This is a genomic window from Pseudoalteromonas sp. CO325X, assembly GCF_004208955.1.
Classification (GTDB): Bacteria; Pseudomonadota; Gammaproteobacteria; order Enterobacterales; family Alteromonadaceae; genus Pseudoalteromonas; species Pseudoalteromonas ruthenica.
Genome location: NZ_SGPG01000014.1, coordinates 515,819 through 541,134 on the forward strand (window position 1 = coordinate 515,819; position 25,316 = coordinate 541,134).

A 25,316-nucleotide genomic window follows, 5' to 3' on the forward strand; every position below is an offset into this window, starting at 1 on the left:
TCTTAGCAGTCATAAGTTTGGCAAATAGTAAGCACGACACTTAACCAATGCCCATATAGTTCGCTGTAGAGTGATAAACATTGCCACGCTTTTAGCAGGCTTGAGAATTCATCGCCACAACAGTACTAACCTTAATCTAAGTTGCTATCTTTCACAATTGAGCAATTGCTCTAAATTGCTTTGATATTCCCACATTTATCGCAAAGTTACAATTATTCTGCGCTATTTTGATGCAAGTGCGCACCAATAAGGCGCGCGCATTGTTTCGGGCTTTGCATATGGCAATGATGGCCACCATCGACTGTATGTGTAACTAAGTCGTTGTAGCACTTACTAAATTCCTGCTCATTTTGGTGCACCATGGAATAACCTTGCGCCCCCTTTATCAATAAGGTGGGTACTTTTATAGGTGTTAACAAAGCATGCGCTTGCGCTTTAGTGTAGCGAAAAGCGGAATAATGCTTTAATCGCGGATCTGTTGTTAACATCACACCTCGCTCTTTTTTAACAATATTACGCGCCATTAGTTGCCGAGCAATATCAATATTGAAATCACTGACGGCCTCGCGGCGCTCATAGAGCTGTTCAGCACTTTCATAAATCGCCCCTTTTTTTGCGCGGGCTCGGTGTTTTAGCGCCTGAATCAATACATTTTTAGTCTCAGGCTCCTCTGCGGTGACCAGGCCAACGCCTTCAATGAGCGAAAGTGAGGTGATACGCTCTGGAAAACACGCACAGTACAATGAAGCCACCATAGCGCCGAGGGAGTGTCCGATGATGTGCACATATTTGGCCTTGCAACGCATCACAAGTTGATGAAGGTCATCAACATAATCAATAAAATAATAATGTGCGTCTTGGCCTCGCCACTGCGATAAACCGTGTCCGGGCCAATCAATTGCATAAACCGGTAAATCCTTACCTAGGGCAGACATTAAAGGCAAAAAACTGTTGCTGTTGTCCTGCCATCCATGCACGGCGATCACCACGGTGTCAGTGTTATTTGTGATTGCCAACTCTGTGTTGCTTTGTCCTTGCAGCCGAAGATGGCGCAGTTTGACCGAAAAACTAGGCACTTGAACTCCTTTTTGCCGCATTGCGGTTTATTTATTGATTTGTGGGTTTAAAATGTTGCCAAGCCACAACAGGACTAAATTATGAAACGCACTCTAACATTCGCTTCGATGATCTGCGCAAGTTTTTTTGCCAACGCAGAGCAAGCAACACCTAAGAACATTATTTATATGATTGGCGATGGTATGGGCCCTGCTTACACCAGCGCTTATCGCTACTACGTTGATGATAAAAGCACCAAGGTGGTAGAGCCCACCGTATTCGATTCCATCCTCGTGGGCATGGCACACACCTATCCTGATGACGATACCATCGTCACTGACAGCGCGGCTGGCGCGACGGCTCTGTCCACCGCAACGAAGAGCTACAATGGCGCCATCGCTGTGGATACTCAAAAGCATGATCTTAAAACGATGCTTGAGATAGCCAAAGAACGCAAAATGACGACCGCGCTTGTCGCCACATCGCAGATCAACCATGCGACCCCTGCAAGCTTTGCTGCACATAACGAGTCTCGCCGTAACTACGATGACATTGCCAATGATTTCTTCGATAATAAAATCAAAGGCGCTCTGCCAGTGGATTTAATGCTTGGTGGGGGTACACAGTACTTTATTCGCGAAGATAGAAGTTTAGTAAATGAGTTTATCGCTCAAGGCTATCAATACAGCGATAATCTCAGTCAATTAGAACAATTACAGCAAATTCCAGCCTTGGGCCTGTATGCCGCTAAAGGTCTGCCCTTTGCCCTCGATGGAGAGAGTAAACGATTAACGAAAATGACCGATAAGGCACTGTCGTTGCTCGCAGCCAATGAGAATCCGTTCTTTGTGATGATCGAAGGCAGTCAAATAGATTGGTGCGGCCATGCCAATGATATTGCTTGTGCCATGGCAGAAATGGACGATTTCGCCCATGCTATTGATAAAGCCAAAGCCTATGTTGATGCCCACCCAGATACATTGTTGGTGATCACAGCCGATCACTCCACCGGTGGCTTGACCATAGGTGCTAATGGCCAATACTTGTGGCACGCCGATGTGGTTAAAGGTGTAACGGCCACAGCGGGTGTCATTGCTGAGCGATTGCTGGCGAGCGACGATATGGCCACCGTATGGCAACAAACTACGGCGTTGGAATTTACCGAAGCACGTAAGGTTTTACTCACCCAAGCGAAGAATGTGGGTACAGATGCGCTGGTCATGACTGTTAAAAAGTTAATCAATGAAGCAAGTTTTACCGGATGGACCACCTCTGGTCATACAGCTATTGATGTTCCTGTGTTTGCCTATGGCAACGGCGCAGAACAATTTATAGGGTCACAAAACAACACTGACATCGCACAAAAGCTAATTAACTTTATTAACAATAAATAACATTGTTGATCTTATTGTGATCATGCGTTAATGTTTTATTGCTTGTTAACATAGTTTAACAACCCTACTGAAAACTGAAGACCCAAAAGCCGCTCTTGGAGCGGCTTTTTTATTGCTTTAAATCACAGCTTGAGAGCTACTGTATCTGCGCATCGCCTGTTCAAGCGTGAGTGGCATGTCAAAATAATAGCCTTGCATCAGATTCACAGGGAGCGTTGCTATGTAGTCAACGTGAAATGGCGACTCCACCCCCTCAGCGACAACACTAAATCCTAACTTGTTACAAAGCTGTGAGATATTTTCATATAAATAGGTGGCCTTGTCTTCGGCGTTAACCGGAAGCAAGCTGCGGTCAAACTTGATGGTATCGACATTAAGCTTACTTAAAATGTTTAAACATGAGTAGCCGGTACCAAAATCATCTACCGCACATAAAATCTGAGCGGCGCGCAATTTATCGACAATTTCTTTGGTACGTTCAAAATTATTGTTGTAGGACGACTCAAGAATCTCAACCTCAACTTGCCCAGGAAACTTGGAGAACGCCTTGAGTACGCGGCGGTAACGACGGTTAATCAAATTATCGGGAGAAATATTAAAGCTAATTTTAGGGTTCATCTGATGGCGCTGAAACTGCAATAAATCAAGCTCTAACTGATCAATTACAAAGCTGTCCACCACATCCATCATCTCAAAGCGCTCAAGCACGTCAATAAACCACGGTGCTTTGATTTGACCGTCCGCTTGCTTTAAGCGTAATAGCGCTTCGAAGCCAATGATTTTATGAGTGGTGTTATCCACTTTAGGCTGGTAGTACAAACACAGAGTGCCTTCTTTGAGGGCACTGATCACCTTATGTAGCTGGCGTTGGTCTGCAAATTGCGCGGTGTTACGCTTTGCGAATTGCGCTTCAACGTGGCGCTCAAGTTGCCTTCCTGCGCTGACTCGCTTCACTAAAATATCGAGCTCACGCCCGCTAATATTATGGGCACTATTGGCGCGTACAAAGGGTAAATAAACAAGCGTATTGATAGCCACCAATCCCACTTGCAGTGCCACGCCAATAAAGCTACCAGTTAATAAGTAGCCGCTTAATAGCACCGGAGTGAACCAGGGTATCGAGTCAATATTGCTTAGGGTTAAAGCGCCACTTTGTAGCAGCGCATAGGCGATGGCCGCATTCACCAATGGACAGAGTAAAAAAGGAATAATAAAAAATGGATTAAACACCACAGGCACCGCATACATCATTATTTCACTGATATTGAATAATGAAAATGGCGCGCTTAGTCTAGCAATCTGGCTCTCATGGCTTTGTTTTCCTTGTAATAAACAAGCGATTAGCAAGCCCCAAATGCCACCACTGCCACCTAAAGCTACAAAGGTCGATAAGAAGCTGTAGTTATCCAGGCCAGGCACCACTTCGAAGCCTGTGAGCTCTGCTGAGGCAAGTATGTGATAAGTGTTATCACCATGAATACCAAACAGCCAAAACACGTGGCTAAATATAATTTGCGATATTAACTGTTGCCATTGGCTCCAATCACTGTGACTTGCGCTTAACCACGACAAGCAAGCGGCCAATCCAGAGTCAACGTAAGGAAATAAAACAAAGGTCACAAAAACGGTCAGCACATAGGGCAGCATCAAATTAAGATGCTTGACCAAAAACAAGCTGACATTGCCCACAGACATAATTCTAAGCCAACGTAAGCTCAATGCGGAGCGCAACAGGTAACAACAAAATATCGGCATAAGAATGGTGTACAGCACACCGGCGCGATTATTTATACCCACCCCACCGCTATCAAGCGCGTAGATATAGCCCGTAGCGACACAAAAACAAGTAAGCACTAAAATCGGTGCGGCGAAGGTATTTAACTTGAGGTTCTTCGCCAAATAGTAACTAAATGACAGCAATGTCGTTATCGGAAATAACGTCCATATTAGGTTATTAAAAGAATACAAATAGGCATAAGGGCCCTGTAAATGCTCGTAGCCAAGCCAGTGAGTCACCAAAGAAACTAGCGCCGCCATAATAAAGAATGGGATCAGGGCTATGTACCCTTCTCGCAGCGAGAGAATAACGGTGTTGGCCGCTAACTTGGCAGCGCCGCGAGCAAGTACATCAAATACGCGGTGAAGCACGAGTTAATCAACTTTTATTATTATTTTCTAAGAGCAGTTAAGTTAACGTTAATGAGAGGTAATGTCCATAATTTAAAAACGAAGCTCAGGTTATGCGTAAACACTCACGCTAAGCATGGACTGTACTTCTTGGCGACGCTCTAAAAACGCGTATTCTTTATACGTGGCAATCGCATTACTGGTGCGGGTATTGGCAGGTTGGTCGTAAATAGTCTGACGATATAAGGCATCCGCTAAGCGACGACCTTGGCTGGAGTCTTTAACAGACGACGCCGACTGCTCTACAGCCGGTTTTTCTTGAGCGCGCCCATCTCCCACAGGCTGTTGATTTCTTTTCAGTTCCAGCGCTGGGTTAGTCGTGAGTGAATTGACCGTACGTATCGTCATACCATTAATATATAAAAATCTAGCGACTTATTGAGTGTGATATAAACAGTGAGCTTGCGCAATGTTTATTCGCGTCCGGGTAATTTCTTCCACGTTACCGTGTCGCGAACATACACTGGCTGCGCTTCACTGGCACTGTGATGTTGGCCTTGTGCAAATTGCTCTGCCACCAGCGCCAGCATAAACTGACTATTCGGTAACGTAATATGCTCATCAACGCTAATGCCGGCTACTGAGTGAGCTAAATCGGGGTAACTTTGCCACCCGGTGCCAACCGCAAAGGCGGCATCAAAAGGGACTGCGAGTGCTTCTGGCTTCACCACTTGCTGCGTGCCTACCAGCGTGGCAAGGCCATTGATATTCTCAAAAGCCCCCACATAAAGCTCGCCCATACGCGCATCAATGGCCGAGACGACTTGGTTTACACCACGTTGCTCCATGGCTTGCTGCGCCATCATTGCCAGCGAAGAGATACCGACAACGGGCTTTTGCGCTGAAAATGCCAACCCTTGAGCCACTGAGACGCTGATGCGCACGCCGGTGAAGCTACCCGGCCCTTCGCAATAGCCGATAACATCCACCTCTTTTAGCGAGCAATTGGCCTTGGCAAGTAGCGTGTCTATTTCAGTTAAAATACGTTGGCTGTGCTGCTGTGGGCAGACATCAAAGAAACAATATTGCTGTCCTTGGTGGGTTAAGGCGATAGAAAGCGCTTCTGTGGAAGCATCGATGGCTAAAATGGTGTTGGTCATGGTTAATCTATTGCTGCTAAAAAGGCGTTTACTTCATTCATATCACGGCTACGACGCATATTCGGCAAGCTTTTTAGAAAGACTTGGCCGTAGTCGCGGGTGATCACTCTATTATCACATAATACTAAAACACCGCGATCTTGGCTATCACGGATCAGCCGGCCAACCCCTTGTTTGAGCGCTATAACTGCTCTTGGCAGTTGAATCTGCGCAAACGGTTCGCCGCCACTTTGCTCACAGTCCTGCATTCTCGCTTGTAACAATGGGTCGTCGGGGGCCACAAAAGGCAGTTTATCTATCACCACGCAGCTCAGTGCGCTGCCACGCACATCTACCCCTTCCCAAAACGACGCGGTGCCCATTAATACGGCATTGCCATGACGAGTAAAGCGCTCAAGCAACAAGCGCTTAGACATTTGCCCTTGCACAAACACTGGATAGTCCATTTGTTGGCATAGCACCTCAGCGACCATGTGCATGACGCGATAGGAAGTAAAGAGCAAAAAACAGCGCCCTTTTGCGGCGCGGATAACTTGCTGACAAATGCCTACCAACGCCCTTGGCATGGCATCGGAATTAGCCTCAGGTAGATAGCGGGGTAAACAAAGCAATGCCTGACGTTGATAGTCAAAAGGACTGGCCAGCATCAATGTACGCGAAGGAGATAAACCCAGCGCATCGCTAAAATGTTGTAAGCTGTCATTGACCGATAATGTCGCAGAGGTAAAGACAAAACCCGCCTCTCGCTCACTAAGCATCTCTTTAAATTTGGCCGCTATGTTCAACGGAGTAATATGAATGGTCAAATGGTAGCGAGTGGCTTCATACCAGTAACTATAGCCACGCACTGAGACATCAAAAGCGCGATCGAGTTGACCTTTCAATGTCATCAAGCGCTCTAACATCGGCTCCACCAATTCACTGCGCTCTAAGCATAACTTAAGCACTTGGTTTAAAAATGCTAAGTCTTTATTAACACGGTGAATCGCGTCACACAGGGCTTTATCAGTCAGCGCTTTTCGCCAGTCTCCGCGCCCGCCGTCACTGCCAAAGGCCAAACGCATGTCCTTGGTTGCCGATTCTAATTTGTCCAGCGTCTTTCCCAGTTGCAACATATCACGTAATTCACTGCGATAAAGCATTCGCGCGTCGGTGATAAATGCGAGAATTTTCTTCGTCGATATTGTTTCGCCAAAGTAGTCACTGGCGATATCGGCCAATTGATGGGCCTCATCAAAAATATAGCCATCGGCCCCAGGTAACAACTCGGCAAAACCACTGTCCTTCACCGCCATATCAGCAAAGAATAAGTGGTGGTTAATGACGACGATATCGGCATCTGCGGCGCGTTGACGGGCTTTACGAATAAAACAACTGTCGAAATCTGGGCACTCGCGCCCAAGGCAGTTATCAGCAGTGGAAGTGACGTATGGCAGAACCTTGGCATCATCTTCGATGCCCACGCAATCGGCAATATCGCCACTGCGTGTTTGTGCTGCAAACTTTGCCACCATGGCTAACTGATGCATGATATCGGCGTCGTCACTTGGAACATGGGCAACATGTTGATTAAGGCGATAATGGCACACATAATTAGCGCGCCCTTTTAATAGTGCTTTCTTTTTTGCACTGCCCAACGCTTTGTAGACAGTGGGTAAATCGCGGTGATAGAGTTGTTCTTGTAACGCCTTTGAGCCCGTGGAGATAATATATTTGCCTTTGTTCACCAACGCCGGAAGCAAATAAGCAAAGGTTTTACCGGTGCCGGTTTCGGCTTCAACAATCGCTTGTTGAGAATGCTTTAATGCCGAGTCACACACCTGCGCCATGTCTATTTGCGCTTGGCGAGGTTGGTAGCCTTTCAGTGCGAGAGCCAAAGGCCCGGTTTGCGAGAATAACTGCTCGATGGTCATGGATATTGCGCTCGGTGGACAGGCGCACATGATAACGAAAAAATCAGTGGCTACCAACAGGCCAATATTATGTTGTCATTTTGGCAACGCTCGGTTAATATTCTGGCGCTAAAACAACCCTCTAAAAGGACTTAACAATGAAACAATTAGTCGTTGTCTCTGCCGTTGTCGCCGCTGCACTTCTCAGTGGCTGTAAATCGACCCCACCACGTGTTGCCCAAGATAAAACGGTTTCAGTAAACGGCACCGATTATGTATTCGGTGGCGTATACAATGTCGATAAAAATAAATTAGAGCTTAGTATTAATGGTGACCCAGCGATGAAGGGCAGTTTCCCTCCATATACGCCTACGTTGAATATGAGTACCAAGTACAAAGGCGAGGAGTTTTCCAGCTACTGCTACTTCGGTTCGGTACTTCAGGAGCAAGGCGGTGCTTTTGGCGCTATTGCCGGGGTGATCCAAGGCTCCAATAATAAATCGGGTGACAAGTGTGAGATTAAAGTAGCTGGTGAAATCAAAGAGCACCTTTACTTCTAAGCGCTAGGCCCAGGTATCGAGGTGAGGCGATGAGTCCTTGCCTTTTTTCTTTTGCGTGTCTTCAACAAAGGTTTCCTGCCCACGCGCTTCCTTGTCTTGTTTGCGCTCGTTGCGCACCTTCGCAACTTTGTTATCTTTAACACCGGCAACGTGAAAAGCGCCATTGTGGTGCACTTCTAGGCGCGTTATCCGCCCTAAAAAAGGGATCATAACATCCATACCGCTTTCCTTTTATCAACACTAACAAAGTAGTTGTACCTATAGACTATTATCGGCCGTTATACCTTATACTTTAATTTTTGTAAAAAAGTAGTTGCACTACTTATAAAAACTATGATTATCTATATGCGTATTCAACAAACAACGCAAACACAGTAACGAGCATACGACCATGACAACGATTCTGACAACTATTCATCATCATCACCACAGCACCGAATAGCCTGTCAGGTCTTTCGCTGGGGGGTTATTCCTAAAAGGAACCTCTGGCGACGATATAGCAAGATTCATTTTCGCCCCGAGGTTCCCCCTCGGGGTTTTTAGTTTTACCTATTAAGGAAATGAATTATGAGCAACAACAAACGTTTACGCATCGCAATCCAAAAGTCAGGGCGTCTTTCCAAAGATTGCCAAAACCTGCTTAAGCAACTTGGCGTTAAACTTAATCTGCGTGAGCAGCGCTTAATTGCTCACGCCACCAACATGCCTATCGACGTGCTGCGGGTACGTGATGACGATATCCCTGGCTTAGTTATGGATGGCGTGTGCGATTTGGGGATCGTAGGCGAGAACGTACTCGAAGAGGTGCAAGCCGAACGCCGCAACAGCAGCGCCAGCTTTGCCGTTAAGAAACTGGCAAAATTAGACTTCGGTTACTGTCGTCTTGCGTTAGCCTGGCCGCAGGAGCTCGGCGCACAAGACAAGCAATGGTTCAACGGCAAACGTATCGCCACCACCTACCCTGAAATTCTAAGCCAGTACCTAGAACGTGAAAACATTGACGCCAGTGTTGTTATGCTCACCGGCTCGGTCGAGGTTGCCCCGCGAGCTGGGCTGGCTGATGCCATCTGTGACTTGGTATCGACCGGTGCCACCCTGGAGGCCAACGGCCTAATGCAAGGCGACACTATTTTAGAGTCCAATGCCTGCCTAATCCAAAATCAGGAGCTAGCCGATAGCGATAAGCTGGCGCTTATCGACAAGCTGATGCCGCGCCTACGCGGTGTTAAACAAGCGAAGGAAAGCAAATACATCATGATGCACGCGCCGAAGGCCAAACTTGATGACATCTGCGCCTTGCTTCCTGGGACCGGACAACCCACCTTGCTTGCGCTCGCTGGCAGCGATGATTACGTGGCCCTGCACATGGTTAGCAGCGAAACACTGTTTTGGGAAACCATGGAGTCGCTCAAGGCCCTCGGTGCTAACTCTATCTTAGTCATGCCCATTGAAAAGATGATGGAGTAACTAGCATGATTGTGTGGAACTCTTTGAGCGGCGAACAACAGCAGGCGCTATTACAGCGCCCGGGAGTTGCTGCTGCCGATAATGTGCGCCCCATCTGTGAAGACATCATGGCCAAGGTGCAACAACAAGGTGATAGTGCACTCAAAGCCATTGCCGCAAAGCTCGATAAGCGCTCACCAGAAGCGGATATCTTATGTCCACAACAGGATATCATCGATGCCCAGCAACAGTTGAGCGAAGAATTAAAAGCGGCTATTGAGCAAGCATACACCAACATCAAACGCTTTCACCAAGCGCAGCAACCGAAATCAATCAGCCTGAGTACGCAACCGGGTGTTTCTTGTGAGTTGCGCTATGAGGCCATTGACGCGGTGGGCATTTATGTACCGGGCGGCAGTGCGCCGCTGCCCTCTTCGGTGCTAATGCAAGGGGTGTTGGCACAACTCAGTGGTGCCAACACCGTGGTATTGGCCACCCCAGTCAAAGGGGGTGAGCAAGTACACCCGGCTATTCGCTATGCCGCTAAGCTATGTGGCATCACGAAAATCATGCAAATTGGCGGAGCCGCAGCGATAGCGGCGATGGCCTTTGGCAGTGAATCTATCCCGCAAGTGAATAAAATTTTTGGCCCGGGCAATGCGTATGTCACCATGGCCAAACAGCTCGCTGCACAACAGGTGCCTGGTCTTGCCATCGACATGCCTGCCGGGCCCTCCGAAGTGCTGATTATTGCCGATAGTCGCGCCAATGGTGAATACGTTGCCGCCGATTTGCTGTCGCAGGCCGAGCATGGCCCTGACTCGCAAGTAATTTTGCTCAGTGACAGCGATGAGGTCATTGCCGCCACTGAGCGTGCCTTAGAGCGACAGCTGGCCACCTTGAGTCGCGCCGATATTGCCCGTCAGGCGCTTGCACACTCAGCGCTAATTAAAGTGACTGATATTGACCAAGCGGTGCGCATCTCGAATCTTTACGGCCCCGAGCACTTAATTTTGCAACTTGGCGACAGCACCCCGTACCTAAACAACATAAAGAATGTTGGCTCCATCTTTGTCGGCGATTATACCCCTGAATCTGCCGGTGACTATGCCTCGGGCACCAACCATGTGTTACCGACCTATGGGTATTCGAAAGTATATTCGAGCCTTAGCTTGCTCGATTTTTACCGCACCTACACGGTGCAAACAGTGACTAAAAATGGTCTTATTGATTTGGCCAACGCCATTATTCCAATCGCCGAAGCTGAAGGCTTGGATGCACATGCCAATGCAGTTCGCGTACGTTTAGGAGCGTCCTCATGACTACAGAGTTACTACCGGATAATATCGCCGCATTAAAGGCGTACAGCTCGGCAAAAAGTGAAAAGCTCAGCGGCACTACGTGGCTCAACGCCAACGAAAGCCCGTATAGCAAAAGCTACAACGTCAGCGCAAGTAATTTGAATCGTTATCCTGACCCACAACCGCTAGCGGTGATTGAGGCCTATGCCCGCTACAGCGAGCTGCAACCAGAGCAAGTGTTAATGACCCGAGGGGCTGACGAGGGCATTGAACTCCTGATGCGCACCTACTGCCAAAGCGGAGTTGACAGTATTGCGCTGTTTGCGCCCACCTATGGCATGTATAAAGTCAGCGCCGACACCCATAACATCGGCATTAATGAGCTTAGCCAAGCACAACTACAACAAGCCAGTGCCAGCGAGCTCAGCGAGTTAGTCGGTGATGCTAAGTTGGTGTTTATTTGTAACCCCAACAACCCCACTGGCGCTCTTATCAGCGTTGACAAAATCGCCGAATTGGCTCAGCGTTTAGCCAAGCGCGCCATTGTTGTGGTCGATGAAGCCTACATTGAGTTTTGTTATCAGCACAGTGCTGCGCAGCTCATTAAAACGAACGCCAACATCGTGGTGCTGCGCACCCTTTCCAAGGCCTTTGCTTTAGCGGGGCTGCGTACCGGCTTTACCTTGGCGCAGCAAGATACCTTAGCACCGCTGCGCAAAGTGATCGCTCCCTACCCCGTCGCCACAGTTATCGCTGACATTGCTGAACAAGCCGTAAGTAGTGCCAACATCATTTCCATGCGCCGACAGGTGAGTATTCTCAATACCTTGAAGGCCCAGCTAGTCGATTGGCTGCAAAGCAGCGCGGCGATTAGCCAAGTACTCACTGGCGAGGGAAATTTTGTCACCCTCCAGCTCAGAGATAAAGCCGCGATAGGCCTGGCCTATGAGCGCGGCTTGGTAATGCGCCCTTTTACCTTATTTGGTGAGGATAATTGGCTACGTATTTCCATTGGCAATGAACAAGAGTTAAATGAAGTAAAAGCCTGGCTGGATAGCTTAACCATCCCAGCGCTAACAACCAAGGAACCACAATGAGCAACCCGTATTTATTCATTGACCGTGATGGCACTCTGATTGAGGAGCCGAGCAGCGATAAACAAGTCGACTCACTGGAAAAGCTTAAGCTGCTGCCGGATGTTATTGTAGCGTTATTAGCGCTGCAAAATGCCGGCTATCGGTTAGTCATGGTATCGAACCAAGATGGCCTAGGAACTGAGAGCTTCCCACAAGCAGACTTCAGTCTGCCCCATAACGCTATGATGGAGATTTTTAGCTCGCAAGGTATCCACTTTGACGAGGTATTAATTTGTCCTCACTTCGATAGCGATAATTGCAACTGTCGTAAACCGAAAACCGGTTTACTGACGCAGCTGATGCGCTCAGGTAAAGTGGATCTGAATCGCTCTTATGTGATTGGCGACCGCCAGACCGATCTCGGGTTGGCAGAAAACCTGTGTATACGCGGTATTCTTTATAACAATAATTGGCCGCAGATTGTCACCGAGCTGACCAGCGCTAATCGCAGCGGTGCGGTATCGCGCGATACCAAAGAAACGCAAATCTCCGTGGCCGTCAATCTAGATAGTAACGCCCAAGGCACTATCAGCACTGGGCTTGGTTTCTTCGACCATATGTTGGAGCAAATTCGTACCCACGCCAATATCGCTTTGGATATTAACGCCAGTGGCGACTTACACATTGATGAGCACCACCTAGTGGAAGATGTCGGCATTGCCCTTGGTCAAGCGCTGCGCCAAGCCCTCGGCACGAAAGCACAAATTGCCCGCTACGGCTTTGCTCTGCCGATGGATGAGTGCAAAGCCGAGGCGCAAATTGACCTTTCTGGTCGTGCATCGTTCGTGCTGAATGCCGACTTTAGCCGCGATAAAGTCGGTGATTTGGATGTGCAAATGGTCGAGCACTTCTTCAAAAGTCTCAGTGACAATGCCGCGATTTCGCTGATTTTGTCTGTTTCACCGGGCAATTGCCACCACCAGGTGGAGGGGCTGTTCAAGGCCTTCTCTCGGGCCCTGCGCATGGCCATCGCCCTTGATAGCTCTCAGCAAATGGCAAGCTCAAAGGGGGTGTTATGATTGCCATCATTAATACCGGCTGCGCCAACATTAATTCGGTGCGCTTCGCCTTTGAGCGCTTAGGACAAGATGTCGAAGTGATCACCTCCCCGGAGCAGTTGGCCACATTTGAGCGCGCAGTGTTACCGGGTGTCGGCCACGCCAAGGTAGCTATGCAGCGCCTAAAGCAAGGCGGCTGGCAGCAAGCGATCAGCGAGTTTCAGCGGCCACTGCTTGGCATTTGCTTAGGCATGCAAATGCAGTGTGACTATACCGATGAGGGAGATACGCCGTGTTTAGGGGTTATTCCTGGGCACGTTAGTGAGCTGCAGGTGGGTACGCTCAGTGCACCGCATATGGGCTGGAATCGCCTGCACATCGAGCGTGAACACCCGTTAACTAAAGGGGTAAGCAGCGACGACCAAGTGTATTTTGTACATAGCTTTGCCCATGCCTGTAACCAAGCGACCTTGGCCTCAAGTGAATACGGACAACAGTTTTCCGCGATTGTCGCCGACAATAACTTTGCCGGCATGCAGTTTCACCCTGAGCGCAGCGCAAAAGTCGGCGCCCGGTTATTGCAGAACTTCATAGATTGGCAAGTCTAAGGATTGAGTATGATTATTCCAGCATTAGATATATTACAACAACAAATCGTGCGCTTATTTCAAGGCAAGTACGATACAGCCCAGTTCTACCCCTTTGATTTGCAAGCGCGATTAAGCGAATATCAGGCCCAAGGGGCACAAAAGTTACACTTAGTCGATTTAGAAGGCGCGCGCGACCCAAGCAAAAAGCAATGGCAGCAAATCCAAGCAGCGACCGCACAGCTAAAGGTTCCCTATCAAATCGGCGGCGGTGTGCGTAGCAGCGCCGATGTCGAGCAGTGGCTAGAAGCCGGTGCAGCGCAAGTGGTTATCGGCTCCAAGGCGGTGAACGAGCAACAGCAAGTTGCCCAGTGGATCCGTGAATATGGCGCGCAGCACTTTGTTATCGCCTTAGATGTGAATAAAACGGACACTGGCTGGGCCCCTGCAACACACGGTTGGCTGCAAAGTGCAGATGTCTCGTTGTTTAGCTTAGTTGACTACTACAGTGATCTCGGGGTGCAGGATTTCTTATGCACCGATATCTCCAAAGACGGCACCATGAGCGGGCCTTCATTTGCGCTTTATCAGCAACTGCAAGAGCATAACAGCCGTTTACGCATCCAAGCCTCCGGGGGCGTAAGCTCCTTAGAGGATATTGCCAAACTCAAGGCCATAGGTACGCAAGGCGTTATTCTAGGTAAATCCTTGCTTGATGGCGCATTCAACGTTGAGGAGGCGCTGGCATGCTATCAAAACGCATAATCCCCTGTTTAGACGTCAAAGACGGCCAAGTAGTTAAGGGCGTGCAGTTCAAAGGCCATGAGGTAGTCGGTGATATACTCGCTTTGGCAGAGGCTTATAGTGCAGCAGGCGCCGATGAACTGGTGTTTTATGAGATTAGTGCCAGTGTCGAAAAACGCCTGTTAGATGTAAACTGGGTAGAAAGCATCGCCCGGCACATCGATATCCCCTTTTGTGTTGCCGGCGGTATAAAATCAGTGGCTGATGCAGCCCGTGTATTGGAGCGCGGCGCCGATAAAATCAGCATCAATAGCCCGGCCATCGCACGTCCCGAGCTTATTCGCGAATTACACGATGAATTCGGCAAACAATGTGTGGTGGTGGGCATCGACAGTTTTTACGACAAGGACACCGACCAATACTTGGTGTATCAACTGACCGGCGATCCCAATGCTTCGTCGCGTACCCGCTACAACACCTTGGAATGGGTCGAGCGCGTGCAGCACCTCGGAGCCGGTGAAATCGTACTAAACTGTATGAATCAGGACGGTGTGCGCAACGGCTATGATATTGCCCAGCTAAGCAAGGTACGCCAACATTGCGATGTGCCGTTGATTGCCTCTGGAGGCGCAGGGACCATCAGCGACTTTAGCGATGTCTTTAACCAAGCCAATGTTGACGGCGCTTTGGCGGCCAGCGTGTTTCACAAAAACCTTATTAATATTGGCGATTTAAAACGTCACCTCGCCGATAACAACATAGCGACTCGATTATGCGATTAGATATTAGCAATGTAAACGAAGTAAATTTTGCCAAAGCGCCGTTAATTCCTGCGCTGATTCAAGATGTTGATACCGGACAAATTCTCATGCAAGGGTTTATGGATCAAGCGGCGTTAACGCACACCTTAGAAAGTAAAAAGGTCACCTTCTATTCACGCTCGAAACAGCGCCTGTGGACCAAAGGAGAAAGTTCTGGGCATTACCTCCACGTTGAGCGCGTGTACACTGATTGCGACCAAGACTCCATTTTAGTCTTTGCTCGCCCAGATGGGCCCACTTGTCATTTAGGCACGCAAAGTTGTTTTGGCGATGCAAAACCCAACTTAGGGTTTTTAGCCGAGCTGGAGCAAATTATCGTTGCCCGTAAGGACAGCGACCCGCAAAGCAGTTACACCGCCTCGTTATTTGCCAAAGAGCTCAGCCGCAGCTGTCAAAAAGTGGGCGAAGAAGGCGTCGAAGTGGCCCTGGCTGCCATGAAAAATGATAACCAGGAACTGACCAACGAAGCCGCTGACTTGCTTTATCACCTAATCGTGCTGTTGCAACGACAAGGCTTGTCGTTGTCTGAGGTGGTCAGTTGTTTACAATCACGCCACTAAGACCTATTAATTGACAGTAAATATTGCCAGCATGGCCTTTGGTTGGGTATCCTGTGGGTACCCCAATTAAGGAACTCATTGGCATGAAGGCAATTTATCCTACCTTAGCGGCGCTGGTTGTTATTAGTGGTTGCACCAGCCCGCAACAAAAAGAGAATCAAGCATATGTCGACCAACTCAGTCCCTGCGACAAAATAGAAGCGCTTGTTGGTGCATATGACAACCAATTTGAGGGGTTGAAGCTGGGACGCATTCAATCAAAGTACATGGATAGCTGGCAATCACGCTACAACTTAATTGGTGAAAGCTGCCAAATAAGCGCCCTTAATGATAAAACCATGAACTATCATTGCCAAGAAAGTTATAAGGATAAAACCCAAGCCCTTAGCATTCATAACAAAGCGGTGGAGTTCACTCGTCAGTGTTTGGGCGAAAATTGGTTTGAAAAGCAAAAAGAGTCTGCCAACTCACTACGCACGACCTTTGTGCTTGATGAGTCTGCCCCCGTTGTTTCGATACATACTGGTAAATCTTTATCAAAACGAACCCCATGGATGACCTCTTATGAGGTAGGAACTAGCGTTAAATAAGGCATAAATACCACTGCTACAGCGGCCTCTTAAAAAGGACAGCGGCCGCTGATGTCATCTGGTTGTCATTTTTTCTACATCTTACTGCCTTAAATATTCGCCACACTGGCCCCATACCCATCACAGGAGAGGATGATGGTTCCTATCTATGTCATTAACTTGGCTGGCAGCCAAGAACGCTTGGCTCGCGCCGAGCAACAGCTTCACGCCCAACAACTTGACTTTGAACGCATAGAGGCGGTTAACGGCAAAACCTTAACTGCAGAGCAAGTGTCTGCTGTTTACAGCGAGGCGGCTAATCGCCGTCATTTTTATCGCCCTCTTAGTGCCGGTGAAATTGGTTGTTATTTAAGCCATCGCCGCTGTTGGCAAACCTTGATACAAAGCGGGGCTGAGTATGCGGTAATTTTAGAGGACGACTTTACCTTGTGTGGTGATTTAGCAGACAGTATTTCGGCAATCATAAACACCAACATGGCTATCGATATCGTTAAGTTATGCAGTTATCAAGGCCGGGAGCGGCCAGTGAAGTACAGCACCCAAATCAGTGGTGAACAGCACTTAGTGGTGCATGATAAACCCATGAGTGGCTGCTGTGCTTATGTCATTAGCCGCCAAGGTGCGAAACAGCTATTAGCTCATAGTACCAAGATCAGCCGCCCGGTAGATACCGATATTCAATATTGCTGGGAAACCGGTGTTGACGTTGTCAGTATTAAACCTTATCCCGTCGCTCAAGATAACTTTTTTGACAGCGATATCGCCGCAAAAGGACGAAATAAACCCAAGCCCTACCCACTGCAAAAACAGTGGCTGGCGCTGACCACCTTGCCAGCACAAATCATGGCGAGGAAAAACTTGATTAAAAATCTCAAGAGCCATGCTCAGCATTAGACTCTCGCTCTCATTAATAAGAGTGGCGTGCAGTTAAAGCGCACGCCACATTTATGCGACTAGATTAAATCAACTCCCATCCAGGCTTTGAAAAGCGCTTGTTGCGCCGCTGTCGGGTTATCGACGGCCTTGATAGTCGCTGCTTCATTGTATTCGCCACCGAGTGTAAGCGTGGTGGTTCTTAGGTTATCTCTGCGAAAATAAGTGATCTCAACTTGCTCACCCACCGCGAATTGCTCAACCAAGGTAGCTAAATCGCTGCTGACTCGCTTGCCGTTGATAGCCACGATGCTATCCCCTGCTGTGAGGTTCGCTTGCCAAGCAGCGCCATTTCTGCGCACATGGGTTAACTCAATCAAGCCATTGTCAAGCTTACCTTGCACATCTAGCGATGGGCTTTGTTTGGCATCTTCTGAGTAGGTTCGCAGCAGCCCCACCTTCGCCAATAAAGCATCAAAATCTACTTGTAATGGGCTATCAACATGGTTTTGCCACCACTGCGTGTAATCTTGGCCGCTGATATCGTTTAGAATAGCCAACACATCCGCCTCGTTAAACCCTTCAGGCAGACGATGGCGCTTATACAGTTCACGATGTACATCACGATAACTCACTGCGCCATCAGAGTCGCTTAGTAGCTTTAAATCTAATACCATGGAGATCAGCGAGCCTTCAGAGTAGATATTGGTACTAAAGTTACGACCATGATCGCCGCCAGCATTAATCCATTTATCAAAACTGGTATGTGCTGCACTTTGGACCTCGCGTCCTGGCGTCTTCAAGTGGCGGTCTATGCGCTTACCCAAATCTTTAAAAAACTCTTCTTTGCTCATTAAGTCACTGCGCAGCAAAAGGTGATCCTCAAGATAGCTGGTCGACCCTTCAGCAAGCCACAATAAACGCGAGTAGTTAGGCGCTAGGTAATCATAGGGTACTAACCCTTCAGGGCGATAAGCTTTAACATTCCAGGTGTGAATAAATTCATGGGCTGCGGTGGCAATAAAGCCCAAATAGTCTTCACGCTTGGCGAACTTGTCGCGATGACGTTGAATGATGGTCGAGTTCAAGTGTTCAGTCGCACCGCGAGCGCCGGACGTTGCATGCACCATAAACACATAACGCTGGTACGGGTAATCATCCCAAATGACATCACCGGTCTTTACCAAGGTGGTTAAATCAGTGACCATTTTCTCGGCGTCATAGTTACCTTGGCCCCAAATCACGAGCTCATAATCGCGCCCGTCAACGGTAAATTCATAATGGCTATTAATACCGCTCTCTATGGGGGAGTCCACCAATACATCGTAATTATTGGCGATAAAGTGATGGTCATTGTCGCCATTATCCATTCCCGATACGGAGCGCCATTGCTTAGGAACATCAAGCTGCACAGAAACAGGCTCGTTGCGGGTTGCTTCACTAAACATAAAAAAGCCAGAGGCATCGATAAAAGCGTGACTGTCGTCAATGTGGCGCGAACGCAGGCCTAGTTGATTGGCATACACTTGGTAATTTAAGGTCACCGCTGTGGGTTTATCCAAAAAAATGCGCCACGTGCTTTTATCTACTTTTTGCCATTTCAGCGTATCACCTTCACTGTCTAGGGCCTCGAAATAACGCACACCATTGGCGAGATTTAATATGTCGTAGCGCCCCGTGCGCCATGCTGGTAGCTTGGCATCGATATAGCTTTGTCCGATTTTATCAAATTGGACCTGTACATCACCCAAATGATGTGTACCGTCATCGATAGTTAATGTGTATTGCGTATCTGCCAGCGCGCAGTGGCTAAGGGCAACCATAGCGGCCCCCAGTAAAGCTTTTTTCACGTTCAAACCTAAAGAGAAATGATACTATGGCCGCCACCCTACCAAGTCGGGCGCACAAACAACAAGCATTTGCGCCCAATTACTGATTCACAACAAAAAATCGGTGAGTAGTTCAGAAAAGCGAAGAAAATTGTTGTACACTAAAATCTATAGTAAGACAGAAGGAAAACGGGTGTGTCTGAGCAGCTCGACGCCTTAAGAAAAAAGCTTAATTCCGCCGTCTCCCAACGGCAAACAATCGAGAACACCCGCCAAGAGCAAGTTCGTACCCTCGCGCAATTTATTGCCAAGTTATCCTTGGTGTGTAAAGGCATGGATATCGAGCTAGATAACCGTCTTGCCGCATTTAGAAAGTTGTTACACAAAGGCGCCAACTATCAAGACCTGCTCCCTGTGATAGACGAGCTCACTGACTTACTGTCTCGCCATGAAGCCAATCTGGAAGCGCGTTTTCGTGCCTTGCATCAGGGTGTGCAGGCGGCCGGCGTGAATTTGCAAAAGCGTAAAGGTATTCCCGCCGAGCTAAGACGCACCCTGCGCCATCTACTTAATACTGAGCTGGTCGACGCACAAACCGCTGTCGACTTTTTGCCGATACTAGAGCGATTAGTCACCATATACGACCAAGTAATGGCCAGTCGTAGTCAGCAAGGGGATGATGACACAAGCGATAATACTCAACTACAGCCCTTAATTGATGAGCTTAACGCGCTGAGTAGTGAGATCTCCTTAGAAGGGGAATTGGCTGAGCATCTACGGCAATTAAAATCACAAATTAATGCTGCCAGTACAATCGATAACTTACTCAATGCCAGCGTTGAAATTATGCGCGTCATCGTCTTGAGCCTGAGTAAAGAGCGCCAGTCTGCTCAGCACTTTCTTGCCGCGTTAAATCACAACCTGTCGGAATTGCAGCAAGCCATTGCTAAAACCAGCGACCGCTCCAAGCAATTAGATAGCAAAATCAGTGCTGTATATCGCCAAATTGATGAAAACATCAATCACTTAAGTGAGCAAACCGCGCAAGCGACCGATATTCAAACGCTTAAAGAAACTGTTGAATCTAAGCTCTCTGCCCTGACCGAGCAATTACTGAGTAAAGAGAAATTAGAGGCGCAGCAACGGGACACCCTAAGCCAAGCGTTGCACAGTATGCAATCTCAAGTCGAGGCTTTGGAGCAGCAAGTTGCACAATATGAAACCAAGCTTGAGCGCCAACGTCTGGTGTCGTTGCAAGATGGGCTGACCAAATTGCCAAATCGTATTGCCTTTGATGAGCGCATGGATCTTGAGCTGAAACACTTTAAACGCCATCAGACCCCGTTGTGCTTGGTGGTCATTGATGTCGACCACTTCAAGTCCATTAATGATAATTATGGCCACAGCGCCGGTGATAAAACCCTACAGGTATTGGCCACGGCGATGAAAAAATCGATTCGCAGCACTGACTTTATTGCTCGCTTTGGCGGCGAAGAGTTCGTAATGCTGATGCCAAACGTGTCTATCGATAACGTTGTTCGTCCGCTAGAGAAGCTGCGCCACACTATTCGTAGTATTCCTTTTAAGTTCAAAAACGAGCAGGTGCAAATTACGGTGTCTATTGGGGTCACCCAAATTAACGCCGACGACACTGCACTCAGTGCTTTCGACCGCGCTGATAAAGCGCTTTATGAGGCGAAGAATGCAGGGAGAGACCGGTTAATTTTGTCCAGTTAACCTCCAAGGCATTGCGTTATTGCTGTGACTGTGTCAAAAACAACTCAAGCTGACCATCTATTTTTAAGTGCTAGCTATTTTTAGCACTCGCCACATGCATTAAATTAAGGAGCAGCAATGCAAGTACAGCTTAATCCTACTGGCGTATTAAACCTTCTTTCACAGTTAGAAGTGGATTTACTCGCGCAATCGACCACTGACCGTTATCGACTCTTTCGCAATTGCGCGCTCGCGGTCCTTAACGTGGGCAGTCATACCGATTCCAGCGCCGAGATTTACGATCGCTTTCAGGACTTCGATATTCGTTTAGTCGCCCGCGAGCGAGGCATAAAAATAGAGCTGACTAATCCCCCTGAAACCGCTTTTGTCGATGGCGATATCATTCGTGGTATCCATGAGCATATTTTTTCAGTCATTCGCGATATCTTATTCATTTGTCAAAAACACCAAGCGATGGTAGAACCCGATCCAAAAGCGATAACCCACATGGTCTTCGACATGCTTCGCAATGCCGATGCCATGCCAGTGAACACCGATCCGAACATGATAGTGTGTTGGGGTGGCCATTCTATTAATGAAATCGAGTATAAATACACCAAAGAAGTGGGCTATCAACTCGGTCTGCGTGGCCTGAACATATGTACGGGGTGCGGTCCTGGTGCCATGAAAGGGCCAATGAAAGGCGCAACGATAGGCCATGCCAAGCAACGCGTTGACAACCCGCGTTATCTCGGCCTCACCGAACCCAGCATTATCGCTGCAGAGCCTCCCAACCCGATTGTTAACGAGTTGGTCATTCTACCGGACATTGAAAAACGCTTGGAAGCCTTCGTTCGCGTTGCCCATGGCATTATCATTTTCCCAGGTGGCGCAGGCACTGCAGAAGAGCTGTTATATTTACTTGGCATCTTGTTGCACCCGGAGAATCAAAAGCAACAACTGCCAGTGATACTTACCGGGCCCGCACAAAGTAAAGACTATTTCGATGAAATAGTCAGCTTTGTACGCGACACCTTAGGCGAGCAAGCACTGGACAAATTTGAGGTGATCATTGACGACCCAGCATTAGTCGCCAGTAAATTAAAAGCGCAAATGCAAGATGTGCGCGACTATCGTCGCCAACAAGGTGATGCCTACTACTTTAATTGGACGCTGCGTATTGAGCCTGAATTCCAGGCACCGTTTGCCCCAACCCACGATAATATGGCGTCTTTGAACTTGCATTTAGAGCAGCCTAAGCAACAACTTGCCGCCAACTTACGCCGTGCTTTCTCGGGGATTGTTGCTGGCAATGTTAAAGATGAAGGGATCCGCGCCATCAAACAGCATGGGGTGTTTGAACTATCTGGCGATCCTGAGTTAATGCGTAAGATGGATACCTTATTAAGTGCCTTTGTGGCCCAAGGGCGCATGAAGTTGCCTGGCAGCACCTACATCCCTTGTTATACCATTAAGACATGATGCACTTTTTACTTATTGATGCGCTGAACTTGATTCGGCGCATTTATGCGGTGTGCGAGTCTCAACATGGTACTGATAGCGACGCCGCCATTGACGCAGCGCTGCAGCGAACCAGCAACGCCATTAATAAGCTAATGCACCAATATCAGCCCCATTATGCGGTTGCGGCCTTCGATGGACAAAGCAGCTGGCGTCATGCTTACTACCCTGATTACAAGATATCGCGCAAGCCGATGCCAGAGCGCCTAAAAACCAATTTAGACCGTTTTGCGCAGGCGTTTCACGCCGCCCAAATAAGCTCATTGAGTGTAGATAACGAAGAAGCGGACGACGTATTAGCGACCCTGGCCAGTAAAGCGCCGCAGAGCATGCAATGTATTATTGTGTCCACCGACAAAGGCTACTTGCCACTGTTAAGTGAGCAAATCAAAGTATATGACTACTTTGGCAAATCTTTTCGCGATGCTCAGCAGGTACAGGACAAATACGGTGTTAGCGTGGCGCAACTGACCCAGTATTTCGCCTTGGTCGGCGACAAAACCAATGATATCCCGGGTGTAAATGGCATAGGTATAAAATCAGCAAAGGCATTACTCACCCAGTACGACAGCGTTCAACACGCCCTAGCGCAAGCACCTGAAAATAAAATTCAGCGACAATTAACCAATAATTTGCCACAGTACGTGCGCGCTTTACATTTGGTATCGCTGCGCTGTGATATTGATCTTGGCGTAAGCCTAAAGCAGTTTCGAGTGCACAACGGGGCGCAGCAAATTGTTCTTCCACCGCACTCGACTTCGCAAAGCAGCGCCAAGCCCGGTATACTGAGTTAAATTGGCTGGTGGACGCAGTATCACAATGTTAAAAAAAGTATTACGTTATGTGGTGTTAGGTATCGGTGTGTATGCCCTGATAGCGACACTCGTGATGACCTTTTACAAGGATGACCCTGGCTCCATGGTATGGCAGGACAGAGAAGCCTATAACAAACGGTTTATCGCGAGCCTCGACTCTGCCGATTCAATGCCCATTGAAGAGGTCCTTGATACCTTAGGTACACCGGATCTAACCTTTGTAAAACGCCGAGGCGATGATATTTATCAAATAGTCTTTTATCGCACTCAGCACAAAAAGGCCGATGGCATCACCACCAAAGATGAATGCACCGGGCTGCTGTTTAAAAATAAAAAGCTTTTAGTATGGGGGCAGCAAGCCGAGCTTGCCTATGACAAAGTCGACTTACAATCCTAAATACGTCGAGCAGTTCGACCGCGTTATTGACTATGTAGTACGCTTTGACAAAGCCGCACTGTCGCGCTCGCAATGGCCTAGCTTATACCCTGCCCTGCTCGGTCTCAGCGAGCGTTTAAGTGTGTTAGCCCATAAGCAAAACGGTTTGTTTCAATGGCTGCTATCGACCCACATACAAAACCTTGCTTATGCACAGAGCCTACGTCTAAAACGCGTCGCCATCGTAGCCGGGTTGTGCCGCGCTCATAATTATCACCGCAGTGATACGCAAGTAATGATGATGGCGGCGCTCAGCGCTGACATATCAGTACTATCGCTGCTCAATAAGCGTCATAATGGCGAGGCCCTAAGCAGTGCAGAGCGCCAAAGGTTTAGCCAAAGCGCATTACTGAGCCTGAAGATGCTGTCGCTCAGTGGCGAAGAGCAACCTGCGCTAACGCAGATCATCGCCAAGCTAAAACGCTATCGCCGCGAAATTATCAGCCATCAACGCGCACCTTTATATGATGGTTATACGCGTATTGTGGCCTGCGCCAGCATTTTAGCAGAGCAAATGACAGCAGCACGGCCGTTACACCTCTTTAATGCCTGCGCGCAGTTGTATAAAGCCACTCATAATGTTGCCATACAGCAAGACTGCGATACGTTGGTTAACTTCTATTCTCCACAACTTCTTGGTTCGCGACAGCGCTTTGAAGAGAATGACTATTTATACATGGGCTGCCACCCTGATGGTCAGTATATTTTCACCGATGCGCAGGCGACTAAGTCTCGTTTTCGACTGCTCGCCAACCCTCACTGGCAATACCGCCAACCGGTGCGTTACCGCAATTGGTCGTCAGTGAGTGCCCGCGCCAGTGTCCCTGTGCAACGCGCTAGCCCCGACCCTCAGGCGCAGCGCGATCATGATGCCATCGTCGCACAAATTCGTGGTGCCCATGGTTATAGCGATATTGAGAAAGTCATCGCACAAGACGACACGCTCGTTGCGCAAATCATGATGCAAGCGAGCCAATATAATCGCGGTGCACAAAAGGCCAGCTCTTTGCGGCACGCGCTTTCCATGGTAGGGCTTTACAGCGTTGGGGATTTTATTGCCCGAGTGATGTTGGAAGAAAAGATGCTGCAACTGTGTCACCCAATGGCACAGTTTCTACAAGCTCGAGTACACAGTGCCATTCGCATCGTTGAAGATATCGCAAGGCAAACAAAAGACCTCCAGCATGAGCGACTATCAGCCTTATTGCTATGTTACTTCAATTTCTTTATTTTTGAGTGCCCACAGCGGTTGTCTCGTACTATTGCGTTAAACCCGTTGAAAACACCCATGCAACAAGACATAGCGCGCCCGTTGGCGACGCTCCTTGGAGTACAACACTATGATAACGAAGCGTTGCGCCATTATTTGACCCGTCATATTGGCAGCAATGAGTGGGTCAATGCGTTATTAAACAGTGAACAACAACCATTTGACCAGTTGAACAGCAATGCGCGGCTATGCTGTACGTTAAAAATCATCTTGTTTTACACCTTCTCCGGGCCGGCGACGGCAAGTGCTTGGCAACAGCAGTTGGTTAAGCAAACTATGGTCGATTGGCAAGGGCCCAGCACCAAAATCGAGCGGCTGGTCGATCGTGCCTTATCTTGCGCACCACACAATGGCATCTAACTGAGCTTAATTCACCATATTTATAGTCGGTATAAGGTATATTTAAAAGCCATATACTGGAAAAATAACGCCTTTGCTGCTATAAAACGCCCTGAATTCTCACGTAAATTTATCCACCCTAAAC

24 protein-coding genes are annotated in these 25,316 nt (G+C 48.3%); 17 read left to right on the plus strand and 7 right to left on the minus strand.

From position 1 onward, the window contains the following. Window positions 1-212: 212 nt before the first annotated feature. Complete coding sequence (locus EXT46_RS07665) at window positions 213-1,076, minus strand: alpha/beta hydrolase (protein ID WP_165381087.1); 864 nt, start codon at window positions 1,074-1,076, stop codon at window positions 213-215. An 81-nt stretch (window positions 1,077-1,157) separates the two neighbouring features. Between EXT46_RS07665 and EXT46_RS07670 the strand changes: the two genes are divergently transcribed. Further along, window positions 1,158-2,450 (plus strand): alkaline phosphatase, encoded by a 1,293-nt coding sequence (locus EXT46_RS07670; protein ID WP_130146411.1) that lies wholly within the window; start codon window positions 1,158-1,160, stop codon window positions 2,448-2,450. 117 nt (window positions 2,451-2,567) lie between these two features. Here EXT46_RS07670 and EXT46_RS07675 read toward each other — a convergent pair whose 3' ends face one another. The 4 genes from EXT46_RS07675 to EXT46_RS07690 all read right to left on the minus strand — a co-directional run bounded on the left by EXT46_RS07675 (window position 2,568) and on the right by EXT46_RS07690 (window position 7,656). Then, the gene (locus EXT46_RS07675; protein ID WP_240701101.1) at window positions 2,568-4,598 is read right to left on the minus strand and encodes an EAL domain-containing protein; all 2,031 of its coding nucleotides are present in this window, start codon (window positions 4,596-4,598) and stop codon (window positions 2,568-2,570) included. Window positions 4,599-4,688: 90 nt separating this feature from the next. Next, entirely contained in the window at window positions 4,689-4,985 is a 297-nt protein-coding gene (locus EXT46_RS07680) for a hypothetical protein (RefSeq protein ID WP_130146413.1), read from the minus strand. A 65-nt stretch (window positions 4,986-5,050) separates the two neighbouring features. Next, the gene (tsaB, locus tag EXT46_RS07685; protein ID WP_130146415.1) at window positions 5,051-5,737 is read right to left on the minus strand and encodes a tRNA (adenosine(37)-N6)-threonylcarbamoyltransferase complex dimerization subunit type 1 TsaB; all 687 of its coding nucleotides are present in this window, start codon (window positions 5,735-5,737) and stop codon (window positions 5,051-5,053) included. Between the two features lie 2 nt (window positions 5,738-5,739). Further along, window positions 5,740-7,656: an ATP-dependent DNA helicase gene (locus EXT46_RS07690; protein ID WP_130146550.1), complete on the minus strand. Its 1,917-nt coding sequence runs from the start codon at window positions 7,654-7,656 to the stop codon at window positions 5,740-5,742. A 131-nt stretch (window positions 7,657-7,787) separates the two neighbouring features. Between EXT46_RS07690 and EXT46_RS07695 the strand changes: the two genes are divergently transcribed. Beyond that, window positions 7,788-8,189, plus strand: a complete 402-nt coding sequence (locus EXT46_RS07695) for a hypothetical protein (protein WP_022946838.1) — start codon at window positions 7,788-7,790, stop codon at window positions 8,187-8,189. 3 nt (window positions 8,190-8,192) lie between these two features. Here the strand turns inward: EXT46_RS07695 and EXT46_RS07700 are convergent, their stop codons facing one another. Continuing rightward, window positions 8,193-8,408: a hypothetical protein gene (locus EXT46_RS07700; RefSeq protein WP_053909412.1), complete on the minus strand. Its 216-nt coding sequence runs from the start codon at window positions 8,406-8,408 to the stop codon at window positions 8,193-8,195. A 348-nt stretch (window positions 8,409-8,756) separates the two neighbouring features. Here EXT46_RS07700 and hisG point away from each other — a divergent pair, with 348 nt between their 5' ends. From hisG to EXT46_RS07750, 10 genes are all read left to right on the plus strand, one after another. Then, entirely contained in the window at window positions 8,757-9,656 is a 900-nt protein-coding gene (hisG, locus tag EXT46_RS07705; RefSeq protein ID WP_053909411.1) for an ATP phosphoribosyltransferase, read from the plus strand. Window positions 9,657-9,661: 5 nt separating this feature from the next. Further along, window positions 9,662-10,957: a histidinol dehydrogenase gene (gene hisD, locus EXT46_RS07710; RefSeq protein WP_130146417.1), complete on the plus strand. Its 1,296-nt coding sequence runs from the start codon at window positions 9,662-9,664 to the stop codon at window positions 10,955-10,957. Then, complete coding sequence (gene hisC / locus EXT46_RS07715; RefSeq protein WP_130146419.1) at window positions 10,954-12,033, plus strand: histidinol-phosphate transaminase; 1,080 nt, start codon at window positions 10,954-10,956, stop codon at window positions 12,031-12,033. The genes hisD and hisC overlap by 4 nt, the downstream gene beginning before the upstream one ends. Then, window positions 12,030-13,091 carry a bifunctional histidinol-phosphatase/imidazoleglycerol-phosphate dehydratase HisB gene (hisB, locus tag EXT46_RS07720; protein WP_130146421.1) on the plus strand — a complete coding sequence of 354 codons (1,062 nt, stop codon included), beginning with the start codon at window positions 12,030-12,032 and terminating at the stop codon, window positions 13,089-13,091. Before hisC ends, hisB begins: the two co-directional genes overlap by 4 nt. After that, window positions 13,088-13,678, plus strand: a complete 591-nt coding sequence (hisH, locus tag EXT46_RS07725; protein WP_053909407.1) for an imidazole glycerol phosphate synthase subunit HisH — start codon at window positions 13,088-13,090, stop codon at window positions 13,676-13,678. Before hisB ends, hisH begins: the two co-directional genes overlap by 4 nt. Window positions 13,679-13,687: 9 nt before the next feature. Next, window positions 13,688-14,422 (plus strand): 1-(5-phosphoribosyl)-5-[(5-phosphoribosylamino)methylideneamino] imidazole-4-carboxamide isomerase, encoded by a 735-nt coding sequence (locus EXT46_RS07730; protein WP_022946831.1) that lies wholly within the window; start codon window positions 13,688-13,690, stop codon window positions 14,420-14,422. After that, a complete protein-coding gene (hisF, locus tag EXT46_RS07735) occupies window positions 14,404-15,183 on the plus strand; it encodes an imidazole glycerol phosphate synthase subunit HisF (RefSeq protein WP_130146423.1) in 780 nt (259 codons plus the stop codon). The genes EXT46_RS07730 and hisF overlap by 19 nt, the downstream gene beginning before the upstream one ends. Then, window positions 15,174-15,782 (plus strand): bifunctional phosphoribosyl-AMP cyclohydrolase/phosphoribosyl-ATP diphosphatase HisIE, encoded by a 609-nt coding sequence (gene hisIE / locus EXT46_RS07740; protein ID WP_022946829.1) that lies wholly within the window; start codon window positions 15,174-15,176, stop codon window positions 15,780-15,782. The genes hisF and hisIE overlap by 10 nt, the downstream gene beginning before the upstream one ends. A gap of 83 nt (window positions 15,783-15,865) precedes the next feature. Next, complete coding sequence (locus tag EXT46_RS07745; protein ID WP_022946828.1) at window positions 15,866-16,372, plus strand: hypothetical protein; 507 nt, start codon at window positions 15,866-15,868, stop codon at window positions 16,370-16,372. Window positions 16,373-16,504: 132 nt separating this feature from the next. Then, the gene (locus EXT46_RS07750; protein WP_082079340.1) at window positions 16,505-17,266 is read left to right on the plus strand and encodes a glycosyltransferase family 25 protein; all 762 of its coding nucleotides are present in this window, start codon (window positions 16,505-16,507) and stop codon (window positions 17,264-17,266) included. Between the two features lie 59 nt (window positions 17,267-17,325). Here EXT46_RS07750 and EXT46_RS07755 read toward each other — a convergent pair whose 3' ends face one another. After that, window positions 17,326-19,095, minus strand: coding sequence for a PDZ domain-containing protein (locus EXT46_RS07755; RefSeq protein WP_240701102.1), 1,770 nt, complete (start codon window positions 19,093-19,095; stop codon window positions 17,326-17,328). A 174-nt stretch (window positions 19,096-19,269) separates the two neighbouring features. Between EXT46_RS07755 and EXT46_RS07760 the strand changes: the two genes are divergently transcribed. The 5 genes from EXT46_RS07760 (at window position 19,270) to EXT46_RS07780 (ending at window position 25,192) form a co-directional block, all read left to right on the plus strand. Next, on the plus strand, window positions 19,270-20,811 hold the full coding sequence (locus tag EXT46_RS07760; RefSeq protein WP_130146425.1) for a GGDEF domain-containing protein: 1,542 nt from the start codon (window positions 19,270-19,272) through the stop codon (window positions 20,809-20,811). Between the two features lie 117 nt (window positions 20,812-20,928). Beyond that, on the plus strand, window positions 20,929-22,272 hold the full coding sequence (gene ppnN / locus EXT46_RS07765; RefSeq protein WP_130146427.1) for a nucleotide 5'-monophosphate nucleosidase PpnN: 1,344 nt from the start codon (window positions 20,929-20,931) through the stop codon (window positions 22,270-22,272). Beyond that, a complete protein-coding gene (gene xni, locus EXT46_RS07770) occupies window positions 22,269-23,105 on the plus strand; it encodes a flap endonuclease Xni (RefSeq protein ID WP_130146429.1) in 837 nt (278 codons plus the stop codon). Before ppnN ends, xni begins: the two co-directional genes overlap by 4 nt. A 25-nt stretch (window positions 23,106-23,130) precedes the next feature. Next, on the plus strand, window positions 23,131-23,523 hold the full coding sequence (locus EXT46_RS07775) for a DUF3192 domain-containing protein (protein WP_022946822.1): 393 nt from the start codon (window positions 23,131-23,133) through the stop codon (window positions 23,521-23,523). After that, complete coding sequence (locus tag EXT46_RS07780) at window positions 23,498-25,192, plus strand: hypothetical protein (protein WP_130146431.1); 1,695 nt, start codon at window positions 23,498-23,500, stop codon at window positions 25,190-25,192. Before EXT46_RS07775 ends, EXT46_RS07780 begins: the two co-directional genes overlap by 26 nt. Window positions 25,193-25,316: the final 124 nt, after the last annotated feature.

Bases quoted from the DNA above. Each gene is read 5' to 3' on its own strand.
- EXT46_RS07670 (WP_130146411.1), top strand. From the start codon at position 1,158: ATGAAACGCACTCTAACATTCGCTTCGATGATCTGCGCAAGTTTTTTT.
- EXT46_RS07680 (WP_130146413.1), bottom strand. From the start codon at position 4,985: ATGACGATACGTACGGTCAATTCACTCACGACTAACCCAGCGCTGGAA.
- tsaB (WP_130146415.1), bottom strand. From the start codon at position 5,737: ATGACCAACACCATTTTAGCCATCGATGCTTCCACAGAAGCGCTTTCT.
- EXT46_RS07695 (WP_022946838.1), top strand. From the start codon at position 7,788: ATGAAACAATTAGTCGTTGTCTCTGCCGTTGTCGCCGCTGCACTTCTC.
- EXT46_RS07700 (WP_053909412.1), bottom strand. From the start codon at position 8,408: ATGGATGTTATGATCCCTTTTTTAGGGCGGATAACGCGCCTAGAAGTG.
- hisG (WP_053909411.1), top strand. From the start codon at position 8,757: ATGAGCAACAACAAACGTTTACGCATCGCAATCCAAAAGTCAGGGCGT.
- hisD (WP_130146417.1), top strand. From the start codon at position 9,662: ATGATTGTGTGGAACTCTTTGAGCGGCGAACAACAGCAGGCGCTATTA.
- hisC (WP_130146419.1), top strand. From the start codon at position 10,954: ATGACTACAGAGTTACTACCGGATAATATCGCCGCATTAAAGGCGTAC.
- hisB (WP_130146421.1), top strand. From the start codon at position 12,030: ATGAGCAACCCGTATTTATTCATTGACCGTGATGGCACTCTGATTGAG.
- hisH (WP_053909407.1), top strand. From the start codon at position 13,088: ATGATTGCCATCATTAATACCGGCTGCGCCAACATTAATTCGGTGCGC.
- EXT46_RS07730 (WP_022946831.1), top strand. From the start codon at position 13,688: ATGATTATTCCAGCATTAGATATATTACAACAACAAATCGTGCGCTTA.
- hisF (WP_130146423.1), top strand. From the start codon at position 14,404: ATGCTATCAAAACGCATAATCCCCTGTTTAGACGTCAAAGACGGCCAA.
- hisIE (WP_022946829.1), top strand. From the start codon at position 15,174: ATGCGATTAGATATTAGCAATGTAAACGAAGTAAATTTTGCCAAAGCG.
- EXT46_RS07745 (WP_022946828.1), top strand. From the start codon at position 15,866: ATGAAGGCAATTTATCCTACCTTAGCGGCGCTGGTTGTTATTAGTGGT.
- EXT46_RS07750 (WP_082079340.1), top strand. From the start codon at position 16,505: ATGATGGTTCCTATCTATGTCATTAACTTGGCTGGCAGCCAAGAACGC.
- ppnN (WP_130146427.1), top strand. From the start codon at position 20,929: ATGCAAGTACAGCTTAATCCTACTGGCGTATTAAACCTTCTTTCACAG.
- xni (WP_130146429.1), top strand. From the start codon at position 22,269: ATGATGCACTTTTTACTTATTGATGCGCTGAACTTGATTCGGCGCATT.
- EXT46_RS07775 (WP_022946822.1), top strand. From the start codon at position 23,131: ATGTTAAAAAAAGTATTACGTTATGTGGTGTTAGGTATCGGTGTGTAT.
- EXT46_RS07780 (WP_130146431.1), top strand. From the start codon at position 23,498: ATGACAAAGTCGACTTACAATCCTAAATACGTCGAGCAGTTCGACCGC.